At 65.1% G+C, this 15,760-nt stretch carries 15 protein-coding genes; 10 read left to right on the top strand and 5 right to left on the bottom strand.

Translation table 11 applies throughout. The features are described from left to right. Positions 1-6: 6 nt before the first annotated feature. Positions 7-708, top strand: a complete 702-nt coding sequence (gene msrQ / locus BC1002_RS14325; protein ID WP_013090741.1) for a protein-methionine-sulfoxide reductase heme-binding subunit MsrQ — start codon at positions 7-9, stop codon at positions 706-708. Positions 709-828: 120 nt separating this feature from the next. On the opposite strand, the gene lysA is transcribed toward msrQ, so the two are convergent. Then, positions 829-2,091 carry a diaminopimelate decarboxylase gene (lysA, locus tag BC1002_RS14320; protein WP_013090740.1) on the bottom strand — a complete coding sequence of 421 codons (1,263 nt, stop codon included), beginning with the start codon at positions 2,089-2,091 and terminating at the stop codon, positions 829-831. Positions 2,092-2,100: 9 nt separating this feature from the next. Then, complete coding sequence (gene lptM / locus BC1002_RS14315; protein WP_013090739.1) at positions 2,101-2,445, bottom strand: LPS translocon maturation chaperone LptM; 345 nt, start codon at positions 2,443-2,445, stop codon at positions 2,101-2,103. Between the two features lie 35 nt (positions 2,446-2,480). Here lptM and cyaY point away from each other — a divergent pair, with 35 nt between their 5' ends. Beyond that, positions 2,481-2,801, top strand: a complete 321-nt coding sequence (cyaY, locus tag BC1002_RS14310; RefSeq protein ID WP_013090738.1) for an iron donor protein CyaY — start codon at positions 2,481-2,483, stop codon at positions 2,799-2,801. 101 nt (positions 2,802-2,902) lie between these two features. On the opposite strand, the gene BC1002_RS14305 is transcribed toward cyaY, so the two are convergent. Beyond that, positions 2,903-5,299, bottom strand: coding sequence for a penicillin-binding protein 1A (locus BC1002_RS14305; RefSeq protein WP_013090737.1), 2,397 nt, complete (start codon positions 5,297-5,299; stop codon positions 2,903-2,905). Positions 5,300-5,548: 249 nt separating this feature from the next. On the opposite strand from BC1002_RS14305, the gene pilM reads away from it, so the two are divergent. The 7 genes from pilM to BC1002_RS14270 all read left to right on the top strand — a co-directional run bounded on the left by pilM (position 5,549) and on the right by BC1002_RS14270 (position 12,978). After that, on the top strand, positions 5,549-6,538 hold the full coding sequence (gene pilM, locus BC1002_RS14300) for a pilus assembly protein PilM (protein ID WP_013090736.1): 990 nt from the start codon (positions 5,549-5,551) through the stop codon (positions 6,536-6,538). Next, positions 6,535-7,230: a hypothetical protein gene (locus BC1002_RS14295; protein WP_013090735.1), complete on the top strand. Its 696-nt coding sequence runs from the start codon at positions 6,535-6,537 to the stop codon at positions 7,228-7,230. Before pilM ends, BC1002_RS14295 begins: the two co-directional genes overlap by 4 nt. Next, positions 7,227-8,165, top strand: coding sequence for a hypothetical protein (locus BC1002_RS14290; protein WP_013090734.1), 939 nt, complete (start codon positions 7,227-7,229; stop codon positions 8,163-8,165). Before BC1002_RS14295 ends, BC1002_RS14290 begins: the two co-directional genes overlap by 4 nt. Further along, entirely contained in the window at positions 8,162-9,880 is a 1,719-nt protein-coding gene (locus tag BC1002_RS14285) for a type IV pilus secretin PilQ (RefSeq protein ID WP_013090733.1), read from the top strand. The genes BC1002_RS14290 and BC1002_RS14285 overlap by 4 nt, the downstream gene beginning before the upstream one ends. Positions 9,881-9,994: 114 nt before the next feature. Then, complete coding sequence (locus tag BC1002_RS14280; protein WP_026228368.1) at positions 9,995-10,546, top strand: shikimate kinase; 552 nt, start codon at positions 9,995-9,997, stop codon at positions 10,544-10,546. Continuing rightward, positions 10,546-11,631 (top strand): 3-dehydroquinate synthase, encoded by a 1,086-nt coding sequence (aroB, locus tag BC1002_RS14275; RefSeq protein WP_013090731.1) that lies wholly within the window; start codon positions 10,546-10,548, stop codon positions 11,629-11,631. The genes BC1002_RS14280 and aroB overlap by 1 nt, the downstream gene beginning before the upstream one ends. Before the next feature lie 159 nt (positions 11,632-11,790). Then, entirely contained in the window at positions 11,791-12,978 is a 1,188-nt protein-coding gene (locus BC1002_RS14270) for a deoxyguanosinetriphosphate triphosphohydrolase (protein ID WP_049870230.1), read from the top strand. 100 nt (positions 12,979-13,078) lie between these two features. On the opposite strand, the gene BC1002_RS14265 is transcribed toward BC1002_RS14270, so the two are convergent. Both BC1002_RS14265 and BC1002_RS14260 read right to left on the bottom strand, forming a co-directional pair. Next, positions 13,079-13,459 carry an ElaB/YgaM/YqjD family protein gene (locus tag BC1002_RS14265; protein WP_013090729.1) on the bottom strand — a complete coding sequence of 127 codons (381 nt, stop codon included), beginning with the start codon at positions 13,457-13,459 and terminating at the stop codon, positions 13,079-13,081. Between the two features lie 364 nt (positions 13,460-13,823). Then, complete coding sequence (locus BC1002_RS14260) at positions 13,824-14,549, bottom strand: OmpW/AlkL family protein (RefSeq protein WP_013090728.1); 726 nt, start codon at positions 14,547-14,549, stop codon at positions 13,824-13,826. 187 nt (positions 14,550-14,736) lie between these two features. Here BC1002_RS14260 and BC1002_RS14255 point away from each other — a divergent pair, with 187 nt between their 5' ends. Continuing rightward, positions 14,737-15,444 carry a transposase gene (locus tag BC1002_RS14255; RefSeq protein ID WP_013090727.1) on the top strand — a complete coding sequence of 236 codons (708 nt, stop codon included), beginning with the start codon at positions 14,737-14,739 and terminating at the stop codon, positions 15,442-15,444. The last annotated feature ends 316 nt before the right edge of the window (positions 15,445-15,760 follow it).

Genomic DNA, 15,760 nt, shown 5'->3' with positions numbered 1-15,760 from the left:
CGCGCGATGGCTTCCGATATGCAAACTGTCACCCGCAACGAGCCTGCGACACGGCGCACGGCGCCGATGTCGGCGGCGAAGCCACGGCCCGCGGGCGGCGCGCGCTGGGTCGTACCGGCGAAAGTCGCGGTCTTCATCGCTGCGCTTTATCCGCTCGCGCGCCTCGTGCTGTTTGGCCTGACCGAGCGGCTCGGCGCGAATCCGATCGAATTCATCACGCGCTCGACGGGTCTGTGGACACTCGTGTTCCTGTGCGTCACGCTCGCGGTGACGCCGTTGCGCCGTATGACCGGCGTGGCCGCGCTCGTGCGTTTCCGTCGGATGCTCGGCCTCTACACGTTTTTCTACGCGACGCTGCATTTCACCACGTACCTGTGGTTCGACAAGTGGTTCGATGTTGCGGAGATCGTGAAGGACATCGGCAAGCGGCCATTCATCACGGTAGGCTTCGCCGCGTTCGTGCTGCTGATCGCGCTTGCGGTCACGTCGCCGCGCGCGATGGTGCGCAAGCTCGGACGTCGCTGGCAGACCCTGCATCGTGCGATCTACGTGATCGGCGCGCTCGCGATCCTGCATTTCTGGTGGATGAAGGCGGGCAAGCACGATCTGCTGCTGCCGAAGATTTACGGCGCGGTGATGATCGCGCTGTTGGGGTGGCGGCTCGTAGTGTGGATACGGGAGCGAAGGATGACCACGCGCCGACGGTGATTGCGCGAACTTTCGCATCACGCGCGTTGCCGCAAAGAAAAATGGCGATGCCTCCCCGGCATCGCCATTTTTTCGTTGCTGTGCTTCATTTACCGTTGGCTTTGCGGCCAGATCGGACGTTTACGCCGGCAGAGTCGTTTCACCTGCAAACAGCTGCTTGACCTCTTCACGCGCGCGAACCACGTGCGCTTGTGTACCATCCACCATCACTTCGGCGGCGCGCGCACGGGTGTTGTAGTTCGAGCTCATCACGAACCCGTAAGCGCCGGCCGAACGGATCGCGAGCAGATCGCCGGGTTCGACCGCGAGCAGCCGTTCGCGGCCGAGCCAGTCGCCGCTTTCGCAAACCGGGCCGACCACGTCATAGACGTGCGCGGGCACGTCGCGCTTCACGACCGGCTCGATCGCGTGATACGCGTCGTACATCGCGGGGCGCGCGAGATCGGTCATCGCCGCGTCGACGATCGCGAAATTCTTGTCCTCGCCCGGCTTCAGAAACTCGAGACGCGTGAGCAGCACACCCGCGTTGCCGACCAGCGAGCGACCCGGCTCGAAATAGACTTCGCGGTGACCGTGGCCACGCGCTTCGATGCGATCGAGCACCGTGCGCACGAACTCGCCGATTTCCGGCGGCGTTTCGTCGTCGTAGGTGATGCCGAGTCCGCCGCCGACGTCGATATGGCGAATCGACACGCCGTCTTGCTCGATCTGCTCGACGAGTTCCAGCACCTTGTCGATTGCGTCGAGGTAAGGCGCGACTTCGGTGATTTGCGAGCCGATATGGCAGTCGATACCGACCACCTCGAGATTCGCCATCGCCGCGGCCGCCTGATAAGTGGCACGTGCATCTTCGAACGCGACGCCGAACTTGTTCGTCTTCAGTCCGGTGGAAATGTACGGATGCGTTTTCGCGTCGACGTCGGGATTCACGCGCAGCGACACCGGCGCCTTCTTGCCCATCTCGCCCGCCACCGCGTTGAGTCGATCGAGCTCGGGAATCGACTCGACGTTGAAGCATTTGACGCCCGCCACGAGCGCGTCGCGCATCTCGCTCGCCTGCTTGCCGACGCCCGAAAACACGGTGTTTTCCGCTTTGCCGCCGGCCGCGAGCACGCGCGCGAGTTCGCCGCCCGACACGATGTCGAACCCCGCGCCGAGGCGCGCGAAGACGTTCAGCACCGCGAGATTGCTGTTGGCCTTGACGGCCACGTGCACGCTCGCGCGACGCCCTGCGCAGGCGCCCGCATAGGCGTTCCACGCCGCGGTGAGCGCGGCGCGCGAATAGACGTACAGCGGCGTGCCGAACTGCTCGGCGAGGGAAACGGCGGACACGCCTTCGGCGTGCAATACGCCGTCGACGTAGTCAAATACGGATCGAGTCATGCGAAGGTCTTATTGGGCGGAAGGGACGGCAGAGGCGGGCAGCGGCACTGCGGGAGCCGATGCCGCCGAAGCGGGCGGCGTCTTGAGCTGGTCTTCGGGGGCGAGCGTGAGCGGCGTACCCGAGGTGTCCGGGATCGAATCCGTGTCGGCCGCGCTGCCGGTAGCGGGTTGCGTTTGATCGGTCGGCGGCGTTTGCGTGCGATGAGCCGGCGGGGCAGGCAGCGGCGGTACGGTTGGCAGATAGAGCGAGCCGCGTTGGCCGCAGCCGGTAAGCGCACAACCTGCGAGAATGGCTAAAACCGCTACAATCGCGCGGCCGGGCGCTGCCGCGCGCATCCGAGTTACGACTCGCATGACTGTCCCTGAATGAATAATCGATGGAGTTTAGCATGTCCGATAGTGATTACCTGACCCGTGCGGAAGCCGTACTGGCCGCCATCGAGAGCGCACTCGATGACATCGACGCCGACATCGAGCTCGAGCGCAGCGGCAACGTTCTGACGCTCGAATTCGAGAACCGCACGAAGATCATCGTCAACCTTCAGCCGCCGATGAGCGAGATCTGGATCGCCGCGAAGGCCGGCGGTTTTCACTTCCGTTTCGTCGACGGCGAATGGCGCGACACGCGCAGCGGCTCGGAGTTTTTCGCGGCGCTGTCGCAGTATGCGACCGAGCAGGCTGACGAGCCGGTGCAGTTCGCCGCGCAGTAAGCGTGGCGCAATAAGCGCGAAGCGCGAGACGCTGTCAAAACAAAACCGCCGCATAACAAACGCGGCGGTTTTTTCTTTTCTAGCGGTACGTCGACCCGGCCTCAGTGCCCGCGGAACAGATTCATGATGTCCTGTTTCTCCTGCTCGCCGACCTGCTCCGGCGCGGCGGCCGCCGCGCTCGCCTGGGCGTCGAGCGTCGCCTGACTGACGCCGACCGTTGCGATGAACCCGTGGCCCGGCGTGAAATCGTCGAAATAAAGCTCCGAACCGATTTCACTGACGTCGTCGGGGCGTGCCATCTTGTACTCGGGCACGCCCTTCAGCGCGCGTCCCATGTACTCGATCCACACCGGCAGCGCGAGGCCGCCGCCGGTTTCCTTGTCGCCGAGGCTGCGCGGATTGTCGTAGCCGATCCACGCGATCGCGGTGAGCGTGTGTTGATAGCCGGCGAACCACGCGTCGCGCGAGTCGTTGGTCGTGCCGGTCTTGCCGGCGAGATCGGTGCGCTTGAGCACGTTGCTCTTCGCCCCGGTGCCGTGCTGCGCGACGCTTTGCAGCAGGCTGTTCATCACATAGGCGTTGCGCGGTTGGATCGCATATGGCGCGTTTTGCCCGGCCACGAGCGGCTGCGCTTGCGCGACGACGCCGCCGCGCTGATCGGTGACTTCCGCGATCAGATAAGGATTGATCCGGTAGCCGCCGTTGGCGAACACCGAGAACGCGCCCGCCATTTGCAGCGGCGTCACGAGGCCCGCGCCGAGCGCCATCGGCAGATAGGCGGGATGGCGGTCCGCGTCGAAGCCGAAGCGCGTGATGTATTGCTGCGCGTACTTCGGGCCGATCTGGTTCAGGATGCGGATCGACACGAGATTCTTCGACTTCTGCAGCGCGGTGCGCATCGTCATCGGACCGTCGAAACCGCCGCCGTAGTTCTTCGGCTCCCATGCCTGGCCGCCGGTTTCGGCGGCGCTGAAAAAGAGCGGCGCGTCGTTGATGATCGTCGCGGGCCCGAGGCCCTTTTCGAGCGACGCCGAATAGATGAACGGCTTGAAGCTCGAGCCCGGCTGACGCCACGCCTGCGTCACGTGATTGAACTTGTTCTTGTTGAAGTCGAAGCCGCCGACCAGCGAGCGGATCGCACCGTCCTGCGGCACCACCGAGATGAATGCGCCTTCCACCTGCGGCAATTGCGTGATCGACCAGTCGCCCTCGTCGTTCTTCACGAGCCGCACGATCGCGCCGGGCCGGATGCGCTGATTCGGCTGCGCGCGCGGGCCGAGCGCGAACTGCGCATAACGCAGGCCGTCGCCCTGAACCGTCGCGACGTTGCCGTCGATGAAGGCCGCCTGCACCTCCTTCGGGCTCGCCGCCGTGACGACGGCCGCGATGATTTCGCCGTTGTCGGGATGCTCGAGCAGCGCGTCGTCGATGGCCTGCTCGCGCTCGTCGGCGTCGGCCGGCAGATCGATGAACGCCTCCGGGCCGCGATAGCCGTGACGGCGCTCGTAGTCCATCAAGCCTTTGCGCACCGCGTGATAGGCGACGTCCTGATCGGCCGAGTCGATCGTGGTCACGACGTTCAGGCCGCGCGTGTAGGCTTCCTCGCGATACTGCGCGTACATCATCTGCCGCACCATTTCCGCGACGTATTCCGCGTGCACGCTGTACTCCTTGCCCATGCCCTTCACCACGAGCCGCTGCCGGCTCGCCTCGTCGTACTGTTCCCGGGTGATGTAGCGCAGTTCGTACATGCGCTGCAGGATGTACTCCTGGCGCACCTTCGCGCGCTTCGGATTGACGACCGGGTTATACGCGGACGGCGCCTTCGGCAGACCGGCGAGCATCGCCGATTCGGCGAGCGTCAGGTCCTTCAGATCCTTGCCGAAGTACACGCGCGCGGCGCTCGCGAAACCGTACGCGCGCTGACCGAGATAGATCTGATTCATGTACACCTCAAGAATCTGATCCTTGCTCAGCTTCGACTCGATCTTGTACGCGAGCAGCATCTCGTAGATCTTGCGCGTGTAGGTTTTTTCGCTGGATAGAAAGAAGTTGCGCGCCACCTGCATCGTGATCGTGCTCGCGCCTTGCGTCGCATGTCCGTTGGTCAGCGCGACGATGCCGGCTCGCGCGATGCCGGTCAGGTCGACGCCACCGTGCTCATAAAAGCGCGCGTCCTCGATCGCGAGGATCGCTTTCTTCAGGCTGTCGGGCACGTCCTGAATGTGCACGATGTCGCGCCGCTCCTCGCCGAATTCGCCGATCAGCACGTGGTCGGCCGTATAGATTCGCAGCGGCACCTTGGGTTGATAGTCGGTCAGCGCATCGAGTGACGGCAGGTTCGGCGTCGCGACGACGAGCGCATAGCCGAGCACCAGCGCCACGGACACGATGCCCGCCGCGATCAAGCCGAAAAAGCCGAGGATCAGCTTCAGCCAAAGCGGACGTTTGCGCTTTTTCGGCGCGGGCGGCGGGGACGTAGGAGACGAGGCTTGCATAGGAGTACCGGAAAAACAGTCCCGCGATTATAGCCGCCAGGGTTTTTCTGCTTTCGACAAGCTTACGCATGGCGTGCAATCGGCACCCGCCAGACGGCGCAGGAATGACTTCGCTGTAGTCCCAACTGTAGTCGCTTTGATGTCGCTCGGGGCGCCTTCGCAGCTGCGTTAGCCATTCGGCTGAATGTCGTTAGGACGCGCGTCTGCCGACAATGATCCCTCGTTATTCGCGTTCAGAGGGAGGGCGCTATGGCTTATAAAAATTCATGGCTTCAGGCGGTGCGGGAGGGCCGGCAGCGTTTCGCCGCCGGCATCGACGTCGGCTCGCAAAACGTGCGTCTCGTGGTGGTGAGTCAACGCGCACGGGGCGCGCTGCATCTCGAACATATCAGCACGGTGCCGCTCGCGGCCGGCGTAATGGCCGGCGCCGAAATCGTCGATCGGCAGGCCGTCGCGCGGGCGTTGCGCGATGCGTTCGCCGGTTTGCCGCGCGTATGCGCGACGCACGCGCTGCGCTGCGCGATGGCCGTGCCTTCGTCGGCCACGCTGACGACGACAGTGCCGCTCGAACGGCTCGCCGCGCAGAGCGACTGCGAGGCGGAGGACGGCGGCGTTGCGCTCGCCGGACTCGCGCCCGCGGTGATGGGCGAAGCGGAGCGCATCGCCGGGCTCGAGCGTCATGCGCTCGCGGTCGACTGGTACGTCGACGAGACGCCGTCGCCGCAGCGCTCGGTGAAAATCGCCGCGACCTCGCGCCAACATCTGGAAGCGCGGATCGAATGCGCGGCGACTGCGGGCATTTCGCTGTCCGCTATCGATGGCGAGCCGCACGCGGCATTGCGCGCCTTGCGCCACGCGGCGAGTCGCGAGCTCGACCCGAACGAGCCATACGCGGCGGTGTGGGTCGGTACGGACGGCGTGTACGGCTGGAGCGTCGTCGATGGCGCGAGCGTCGGAGAGATGCGCTATCCGGCGCCCGAGCATGCCGATCTCGCCGACGCGTTGCGCGATCTTACGCACGGACCGGAGTTCGACTGCGCGTTGATCGGCGGCGAAATCGATCTGCTCGACGGCGTCGGTTTTTCGCTCGCCGATATCGGCGACGTGCTCGGCTGCTCGGCGCTGCCGTTCGAGTGTGCGCTGCTCGGCAGCCACGCGCGGCCGCTCGACGACGCGTTGCTGCACGAGCCGGCGGGCGCTGTCGCGTTTGGGCTTGCGTTGCGCGGGGTGCTGGAATGAGGGGCGTTCTGTCGTTTTCATCTGGCGCGGGCGCGAGTCTCGATCGGTGTGATCAGCGTGCCGCTGTGCCATGGCTCGGCGGCTTTAATCTGCTGCCGTATCGCCAACGCAACGCGCGACTCGCGCGGCACCGCTGCATGCGCGACTGGGCTGCGGCGGCTTGCGTCGGTGCCGCCGGTGTGTTGCTCGTCGCCGGCTGGCAGAGCTTCGCTGCGGCGGGGCTCGATGCGCGGCGCGCAGCGGTCGAGCAGGCGCTGACCCCACTCGCCGTGCCGCTCGCGGAGCACGCGAAGTTGTCGCAGGCCGAACAGCAGCAGCGCCAGGCCGCGGCCCGCGCCGCGAGTCTCGCGAGGCCGCTCGTCCATCTGCGCGATCTGCTCGACGCGCTGAGCTTCGAGCCCGGCGATCGCGTCGTGTTGCGGCAGTTTCGACAGCGCGAGTACGAGACCGAATTGCTGGCGACTTCGAGCGGCCATATCGCGTCGGCTGAGTGGCTCAAGCGGCTCGGCGCGGTTCACGGCGTACAGGGCGCGGAGATGCGCGATCTGCGTCGGCCGACGGCGAAGGGCGGCGCGTCGACGGAACCAGCGATAGGCGGACCGGTGGAATTCGATGCGCGCCTGCGCTGGGGCGAACCGCCGCCCCAAGCGACGCACGCCTCGAGGGCCGCACGAAAGGGAGGTGCACGATGAGCACGACCTTTTTCGAGCCGGGCGGTGCGGCGCACGGCACCGCGGTTTTTTCACGCTGGGTCAAGCGGGCGCGTGTGCCGCTCGAGGCGTGGAGCTCGCGCCGTCGCTGGTTCGTCGCGGCGACGCTTGCTGCGCTCGTGTTCGGCCTCGGCGCGTACGGTTGGAACACGGCCGATCTCGCCGGACTGGAGGCGAGCCGGGCGGCGCTCGCGCTCAGCACGCAGCGTCTCGCGGACGCCCGGCACACGCTCGCACAGCTGCCGTCGCTGCGCCGTGCAGCCTCGGCGATGTCGGCTACGGTGTCGAGCGCCTTGCCGTGGAATTCCGCCGACGACGTGCGCATCGTCTCCGAGCTGGCCACGCAAAGCGGCGTCGCGTTGCTCGCGGTCGAACCGGGCGCGGCGAGCGGCGAGGGCGTCGAGCGGATGCGCGAGCTGCAGCTCACCGCGCGCACGGACTTCGTCCACCTGATGGCTTTTTTCCACGGGCTCGCGCAACTGCCGGTGCTGATCGTTCCCGTCGATGTGACCGTCAAGCAGGACGGCAAAGGTCTCGCGGTGGCCGCGACGCTGCAGATGTACGGCGCGCTGCGACCGGCGCCCGAGATCCCGGCCGCAAGCGCCGACGCCAGCCGTGACGCCGACAAGGCTGCCGACGATGACGACGAAGGCCTCGTGTTCTTCGATCCGTTTGCGAAGCCGCAAATCTCCGCGAGCGGCGTGCCGGGCGATGCCTCTGAGTTGCGCCTTGTCGGTCTGCTGCGCGACCGCACCCGCGGGCTCGCCCTGCTCGACACGCCAGACGGCACGACGACGGTCGCGGCCGGGCAGCAACTGGGCGTCGAGCGAGTCACGCAGCTCGATGCGCTCGGCATTACGCTCGCGAACGGCGGCGCGACGCGCACGCTGACGCTGACGCCGACGGAGGCGTCATGATGCGCATACTCAAGCGATGTGGCGTGGCGGCGTTGGGGAGTGAACGCGAGGCCCGCGTCGTCTCCGCGCTGTGTTTCAGGCTCTACGTCGCTGCGACGCTGGGCGCCGGCGTCGCACAGGCTGCGACGCCACCGTTGCAACCGCCGTTGCCGACCTACGCGGCGCTCGACGATCCAGCCGTATCGGCCAATACCGCCCACGAGACAGCACCGCTGCCGAGCGGTGGTCTAGGCCAAGCGGCGAATCCGTTCGGCGACGTTTCCACGCCAAAAGCAGCCCAAGACCCGGACACCGTCGAGCCGGCCCTGCGTGCCGCGACAGCCCCCGACGCTTCCCCGGACGACGCCGCCGACGGCCCGATCCTGCCGCCGTCGCCAAAACAACCGGCCGCTCCGGCTCGCGACGACAGCGCCGGCGCGCCGAGCCTCGAGGGCCCGCCGGTTCCACTGCCGCCGCGGCTGCGCCTCGCCGACGCATCGGCCGGTGCCGACTCGGGCCTTCCCGCGGGCAACAAGCCGATTTCGCTGAACTTCCAGCATGCGCAACTCGGCGCGGTCCTGAAAGCGTTCGCCGAATTCACCGGCCTGAACATCGTCGCCAGTGACAAAGTACGCGGTGCCGTGTCGATACGGCTCGACCAGGTGCCGTGGCGCACCGCGTTCGACACGCTGCTCGACGTCAACAATCTGGCGATTGAGCGCCACGGCAACGTCATCTGGGTCGCGCCTGCCGCCGAACTCGCTGCGCGCGAACGTCAGCGCTTCGAAGCTCACGCGCGCGCCGCGGACCTCGAACCGCTCGCGAGCCGCACGTTCGAGCTGCACTACGCGCACGCCGAGGACGTGCGGCGCCTGCTGACCGGTTCCGGCACCCAGCGCGTGCTGTCCAAACGCGGCGCCGTCACCGCCGATCCGCGCACCAACCTGCTGTTCGTCACCGATCTCGCGGGGCGGCTCGAGCAGATCGCGGCGCTGATCGCCTCCGTCGACCGGCCGACTCGCCAGGTGCTGATCGAGGCTCAGATCGTCGAAGGCGAGCAGGGTTTTTCGCGCAATCTCGGGGTGCGGCTGTCGCTCGCCGGCACGAGCGCGGATGGTACGTCGAGGGGGCTGACGGGAGGAACGGACGGCACCGTGTACGATCTGTCGGCCCGTCCGATCTCCGGATTCGATGCCGCGACCGCCGGCCTCACGCTATTCGCGGCGCACGCGACACGGCTGCTGAACATCGAACTCTCGGCGCTCGAATCAGAGGGACATGGGAAAATCGTGTCGAGCCCGCGGGTCGTCACGGCGGACCGGATGAAGGCGATCGTCGAGCAGGGCACCGAGCTGCCGTATCAGGCGAAGGTCGGCCAGGGCGTATCCGGCGTGCAGTTTCGCCGCGCGACGCTCAAACTGGAGGTCGAGCCGCAGATCATGCCGGATGGCCGCGTAGTGCTCGATCTCGACGTCGCGAAGGACAGCGTCGGCGAGCAGACCGATGCCGGGCCCGCGATTAACACCAAGCACGTGCAAACGCGCGTCGAGGTCGAGGATGGCGGTACGGTGTCGATCGGCGGAATTTATGAGACCGACGACCGGGACGACGTCGAGCGGGTGCCCGTCCTTGGCAAAATACCGGTTTTGGGTGCCCTGTTCCGCCATCGGACTCATCGCGACACGCGTAGCGAACTGGCGGTTTTCATCACGCCGCGCGTGGTGCGGGAAAATTAGGGCATATAGGGCACGCATGCGCCGCCGTCCGCCGGCGGCGCGCAGGCTCGACAAGGCGGCCGCTTTGCCAGTAAGCTGCGGCACGAACTACACCGGATTAGCCAGAGGACACCGTTGCAAGCGCGGGACGCACACGCCAATGTTTTTTTCGTAGGGCTCATGGGGGCAGGAAAGACCACTGTGGGTCGGGCGGTTGCGCGCCGTCTCGAGCGCCCGTTCTTCGATTCCGACCATGAAATCGAGGCGCGCACGGGCGCGCGCATTCCCGTGATCTTCGAGCTCGAGGGCGAAGCGGGCTTTCGCGATCGCGAAGCGAGCGTGATCTCGGAGCTGACCGCGCGCGACAATATCGTGCTCGCGACCGGCGGCGGCGCGGTGCTGCGGCCGGAAAACCGCGAAGCGCTGAAAAGCCGCGGCCTCGTGATCTATCTGCGCGCCAATCCGCATGACCTGTGGCTGCGCACGCGGCGCGACAAGAATCGTCCGCTGCTGCAAACGGAAGACCCCAAGGCGCGCCTCGAAGCGCTCTATGAAGTGCGCGACCCGCTGTACCGCGAATGCGCGCACTTCGTGATTGAAACCGGCCGGCCCTCGGTCAACGGACTCGTCAACATGGTTCTGATGCAGCTCGAGATGGCCGGCGTCGCCAAACATCCTGCGTCATAATGGACCGTATGATTACCGTCAACGTCGAACTGGGCGAGCGCGCCTACCCCATCCATATCGGTGCCGACCTGATCGGCCAGACTGAATTGTTCGCGCCGCATATCGCCGGCAACTCGATCACGGTCGTCACCAACAGCACCGTCGATCCGCTCTACGGCGACAAGCTGCGCGCGGCGCTCGCGCCGCTGAACAAGCAGGTGTCCACGGTCGTTCTGCCGGACGGCGAAGCGCACAAGAATCTGCAGACGCTGAACCTGATCTTCGACGCGCTGCTCGGCTCGCGCGCCGACCGCAAGACCACGCTGATCGCGCTCGGTGGCGGTGTGATCGGCGACATGACCGGGTTTGCCGCCGCCTGCTACATGCGCGGCGTGCCGTTCATCCAGGTGCCGACCACGTTGCTGTCGCAGGTGGATTCGTCGGTCGGCGGCAAGACCGGCATCAATCATCCGCTCGGCAAGAACATGATCGGCGCGTTCTACCAGCCGCAGGCGGTGATCGCCGACATCGGCGTATTGCGATCGCTGCCCGGGCGCGAACTCGCGGCGGGCATCGCCGAAGTCATCAAGACCGGCGCGATCGCCGATGCCGGTTTCTTCACCTGGATCGAGGCCAATATCGAGGCTTTGAACCGCTGCGAACCGGCGGCGTTGACCGAGGCGGTCAAACGTTCGTGCGAGATCAAGGCGTCGGTGGTGGCGCAGGACGAGCGCGAAGGTGGTCTGCGCGCGATCCTGAACTTCGGCCATACGTTCGGCCACGCGATCGAAGCCGGGCTCGGCTATGGCGAGTGGCTGCATGGCGAGGCGGTTGGCTGCGGAATGGTGATGGCGGCGGATCTGTCTGTGCGCCTCGGCCATCTGGACGAAGCGTCGCGCAAGCGACTCGTCGACGTGGTGCTTGCCGCACATCTGCCCACGCGCGCTCCCGCGCTCGGCACGGATCGCTACGTCGAGCTGATGCAGATCGACAAGAAAGCAGAAGGCGGCGCGATCAAGTTCATTCTGCTGAAGCGTTTCGGTGAGACACTGATCACCCGCGCGCCCGACGCCGAAGTGCATGCGACGCTCGCCGCCGCCGTCTAGATTCAACGCGGCCCTGCAACCACGCTTCACGCACCCGCGTCACGAGGCGCCGCCCATGTTTCGGAGAACCCGGTGACTGACAGGCGCAGCGACGATATCCAGCGTGACTCGACAAGTGCGCGCGCAGGCGCCGGGAACGGCGCCATCGGCGCCACTGCCATCGCCGCGGATGCCGCTGCCGCGGTCGCCGCACCCGCCGTCCCCGCGCCGACCCAGCAGGCGCTCGAAGCGCATCTCGCGCCGTACGCGGCGCATTCGAGCCAGTCGCGCGGGCGTCGCTATGCGGAAACCGCGCCGAGCGCGCGCACCGAGTTTCAGCGCGACCGCGACCGCATCGTCCACTCCACCGCATTCCGGCGGCTCGAATACAAGACTCAGGTATTCGTCAATCACGAGGGCGACCTGTTTCGCACGCGCCTCACCCATAGCCTCGAAGTTGCGCAGATCGCGCGCTCGGTCGCGCGCAATCTGCGCGTCAATGAAGATCTGGTCGAAGCGATTTCGCTGGCGCACGATCTCGGCCATACGCCGTTCGGCCATGCCGGCCAGGATGCATTGAACGAATGCATGCGCGAGCACGGCGGCTTCGAGCACAATCTGCAGAGCCTCGCGGTCGTCGACGAACTTGAGGAGCACTACGGAGCATTCAACGGCCTGAACCTGTGTTTCGAGACGCGCGAGGGCATTCTTAAACATTGCTCGCGCGACAACGCGCGCCGGCTCGGCGAATTGGGCGAGCGCTTTCTCGAAGGACGTCAACCGTCGCTCGAAGCACAGATCGCCAACGTCGCCGACGAAATCGCCTACAACAATCACGATGTGGACGACGGTTTGCGCTCCGGTCTCCTGTCGCTCGAGCAGCTCGCCGAAGTGGAGCTCTGGCAGACGCATTGTGAGGCGGCGCGCGGCGACTACCCGCAGATCGAAGGGCGTCGGCTGATTCACGAGACGGTGCGGCGCGTGATCAATACGCTGATCGTCGATCTGATCGAGACGACGCGGGCCAACCTCGCGCGCTACGCACCGGCGTCACTCGACGACGTGCGCGCTGCGCCGCCGCTCGTCGCGCACAGTGATGCGATTGCCGCGCAGGCCGCGGCGCTCAAGCGCTTTCTATTCAGAAACATGTACCGCCACTATCGCGTGATGCGCATGGCCAACAAGGCGCGCCGCGTCGTGGTCGGACTGTTCGACGCGTTCACCGACGACCCGCGGCTGCTGCCGCCGGACTATCAGTCGAGCGATGCGACGCGCCAGCCGCGTCTGATCGCGCATTACATCGCGGGGATGACCGATCGCTACGCGTTGAAGGAGTATCGACGGCTGTTCGTGATCGACGACAATTAGGCGCTAGCGGCTTTGCGCGGCAAGGGGAACGTTCAACCTTGCCGCATCGAAGCGGCTGTCGCGTCGCCTTGCCAGCACCATCAGACCGCGCAGGTCAGCGTCATCGCGAGCGCGATGCGAACAGCGCTCCCGCCACCAGCGCAAGTCCGCCGACGATCGCAATCGTCTGCCACGGATTTTCATGCACATAGTGATCGGCGTCCGAGATCGCGACGCCCGCACGATCACGCATGGCATCGCGCGTGTCGTTCAGCCGCTCGCGCGCGGCGTCCAGTTGTTTACGCAGCCTGCCGCGCAAGGCCACGGCGTCGGCCTGCGTGCCGTCGGCCAAGGTCGATTCGAGTTCCGACAGCAGGGTGCGCAACTCGACCGCGATATCTTCGGCCGCATGGCGGCTATGGCGAGCAATGCGGCGTGCGCGGCGACTCGCGCTGGTCCAGGATTCGCCGAGGGCGTCTCGCGTATTTGGAAGTGCTGTCATGGTCGCTCCGTCGATGAGTTGAAAGGCCCCGCGCATCGTCGCGCGGATACGCTATGGGCAGACGCAGTATCACGTCGCAGCATAGGAAACGCCATCTAACGCAACTTCGATGCCAAGCGTCGCATTGCCCGTAACGCGACAGCGCGGGGCTCGCGACACGGTCCGCGTGCCGTTAGCGTTGCCCAATATTGCACGCAGGTACGCCGCATTCGCGTCAAATTTACAAACGCCGATGCCGGATGACATTGCCATACCGATACAAGCGGGAGGCCAAACAAAAACGCCGTCATCTGTTCGATGACGGCGTTCCCCAGGGCGCGAAAATTCGACTACCCTAATTCAAGCCACCTGCTGTCGCGATGCGTTAGAAACGGTAACCGATGTTGACGTAGGTGACGATCGGGTTCAGCTTGATCTTGGTCTGCGATTGCACGGTCAGCGTGCCGACCGGCGTGGTGGCCGCCGAATTGAGCTTCGCGGTCGTGCTGAGCGGCAAGTATGAGATCGACACGCCGGCGAACCAGTGCTGATTGAAGGAGTAATGGAAGCCTGCATTAAACACGGGTTCCCACGAACTATCCGTCGAGACACTGGTCGGACCATGCAGAACGTTGGCTTGGAATGAGCTGTTGGTGATGTGTTCGTCGGTGAACCAGATGCGGCTCACACCGACACCGAGATACGGCCGGAACGCAGCGGTCGGCGCGTTGAAGTAGTACTTGAACAGCAGAGTCGGGCTCCACTGTTTGGCCTGCCCGATCTTGCCGAACTGCGCGAGGCTGCCCGTGCCTGACAGGTCGAAAGTAGGCGGGACGCCAATGACGAATTCGGTGGCGATGTGGTCGGTGACGAAGTATCCGGCGGTGAAACCGATGGTGTCGGCCGAACCCAGCGAAGCGCCGGTGTTGGCTTCAGTGATGTTGGTTGGGCTACCGCCGATGCTGGTCACGGTCAGCGGGTCGCTGCTCGATTGGGGCGCCAGATGGAACCAGCCCGTCGTGACGTAAAAGCTGCCGGCCGATTGTGCGTGCGCTGCCGTGCTCATGCAGGCAAGCACTGCCATCCCCGTTACGGCCTGTTTTAATTTCATATGTGCTCCTCCAAAAAAGGCCCGCTCATTATGACTACAACGTTTGAAACAAACCATACGCGGCGGTTAGAGTTTTCTCCCTAAGCGCCCCGTGGGTTCTGGCTTGGCCGCATGGCGCCGAACCTTGCGCGCATGCGGATCTTCGGACCTTCGGGTATATACCAACGCGACTATTGGACACTCCAGCATGGCACGGCTTGCACGTCTTTATGTCCCCGACCAGCCGCAGCACGTCATCCTCCGCGGGCTCGATCAGCAGCCCGCCTTCGTCGACGACCAGGACTACGAGCTTTTCATCGACTGTCTGAAGGCGGCATCCCGGGACCATCATCTTTCCATCCACGCTTACGCCTTGATGCCGGGCGCCGTGCAACTGCTCGTCACGCCCACCGAGGAGTCGAGCCTGCCCAAGGCGATGCAGGCTGTCGGGCGGCGCTACGTCGCGCACTTCAACCGGCGCTATGCCCGTCGCGGCACCTTGTGGGAAGGCCGTTACCGCGCCACGGTGATTGAAGGTGAGCGCTACTTCCTGCTTGCTAGCCGGGTGGTCGAAATGTGCCCGGTGCGCTTGCAGTTGGTCAACGCGGCCGAGGATTATCGTTGGTCGAGCTATCGTCATCACATCGGCCTTACCCTCGACAGCCTGATCACGGATCACCCTCTCTACTGGTCGCTCGGCAATACGCCGTTCGAGCGGCAGCGTGCTTATCGCGAATTGTGCGAGCAGCCGCTCGACGAGCGCGAGGCAAGTCAGCTTCAGCAAGCCACGTTGAAGGGCTGGGTGCTCGGCAGCGACACTTACCGCGAATGGGCGGCGCGCGCCGCGAACCGGCGTGTGTCACCGCTACCGCGTGGCCGGCCACGCAAGGTGCGCGAGACGCCGCATACGCAGTGAGGCGGCGGAAAGGCGACACCCAGCGCCGCCGATAGAGCCGCTTTAAATCCGCATAAAGCGTTTTGCATCAAAGGACTGCATGAAGACGGCATTTCGTATGCCGTTTTCTTTTGCGCCGCATTGATATGGCACCAATAAAAAATAGTCGCAATGCACCATTTTGGTAATTGGTGCCTGATCACTATGTTTTATTTGCTATTTCCTTGATTCGTCGCGTATATTCCGATTTCCGACGCTTTTCCTCCCGCGCAGTTCTGCTGCGAGAAGAGCGCCGTCGTGGTTGCGAAGCGCACTGCGGCAAAAAAACAATGGTTTA

Origin of the sequence: Paraburkholderia atlantica, from assembly GCF_000092885.1 — a bacterium.
In the GTDB taxonomy this organism is placed as follows: Bacteria; Pseudomonadota; Gammaproteobacteria; order Burkholderiales; family Burkholderiaceae; genus Paraburkholderia; species Paraburkholderia atlantica.
The sequence above is the reverse complement of the archived record's forward strand: the minus strand, read 5'-3'. Positions and strand labels throughout refer to the sequence as shown.

What these genes read in the sequence shown, in the direction of transcription:
- msrQ (WP_013090741.1), top strand. Translation starts at nt 7, where the DNA reads ATGGCTTCCGATATGCAAACTGTCACCCGCAACGAGCCTGCGACACGG.
- lysA (WP_013090740.1), bottom strand. Translation starts at nt 2,091, where the DNA reads ATGACTCGATCCGTATTTGACTACGTCGACGGCGTATTGCACGCCGAA.
- lptM (WP_013090739.1), bottom strand. Translation starts at nt 2,445, where the DNA reads ATGCGAGTCGTAACTCGGATGCGCGCGGCAGCGCCCGGCCGCGCGATT.
- cyaY (WP_013090738.1), top strand. Translation starts at nt 2,481, where the DNA reads ATGTCCGATAGTGATTACCTGACCCGTGCGGAAGCCGTACTGGCCGCC.
- BC1002_RS14305 (WP_013090737.1), bottom strand. Translation starts at nt 5,299, where the DNA reads ATGCAAGCCTCGTCTCCTACGTCCCCGCCGCCCGCGCCGAAAAAGCGC.
- pilM (WP_013090736.1), top strand. Translation starts at nt 5,549, where the DNA reads ATGGCTTATAAAAATTCATGGCTTCAGGCGGTGCGGGAGGGCCGGCAG.
- BC1002_RS14295 (WP_013090735.1), top strand. Translation starts at nt 6,535, where the DNA reads ATGAGGGGCGTTCTGTCGTTTTCATCTGGCGCGGGCGCGAGTCTCGAT.
- BC1002_RS14290 (WP_013090734.1), top strand. Translation starts at nt 7,227, where the DNA reads ATGAGCACGACCTTTTTCGAGCCGGGCGGTGCGGCGCACGGCACCGCG.
- BC1002_RS14285 (WP_013090733.1), top strand. Translation starts at nt 8,162, where the DNA reads ATGATGCGCATACTCAAGCGATGTGGCGTGGCGGCGTTGGGGAGTGAA.
- aroB (WP_013090731.1), top strand. Translation starts at nt 10,546, where the DNA reads ATGGACCGTATGATTACCGTCAACGTCGAACTGGGCGAGCGCGCCTAC.
- BC1002_RS14265 (WP_013090729.1), bottom strand. Translation starts at nt 13,459, where the DNA reads ATGACAGCACTTCCAAATACGCGAGACGCCCTCGGCGAATCCTGGACC.
- BC1002_RS14260 (WP_013090728.1), bottom strand. Translation starts at nt 14,549, where the DNA reads ATGAAATTAAAACAGGCCGTAACGGGGATGGCAGTGCTTGCCTGCATG.
- BC1002_RS14255 (WP_013090727.1), top strand. Translation starts at nt 14,737, where the DNA reads ATGGCACGGCTTGCACGTCTTTATGTCCCCGACCAGCCGCAGCACGTC.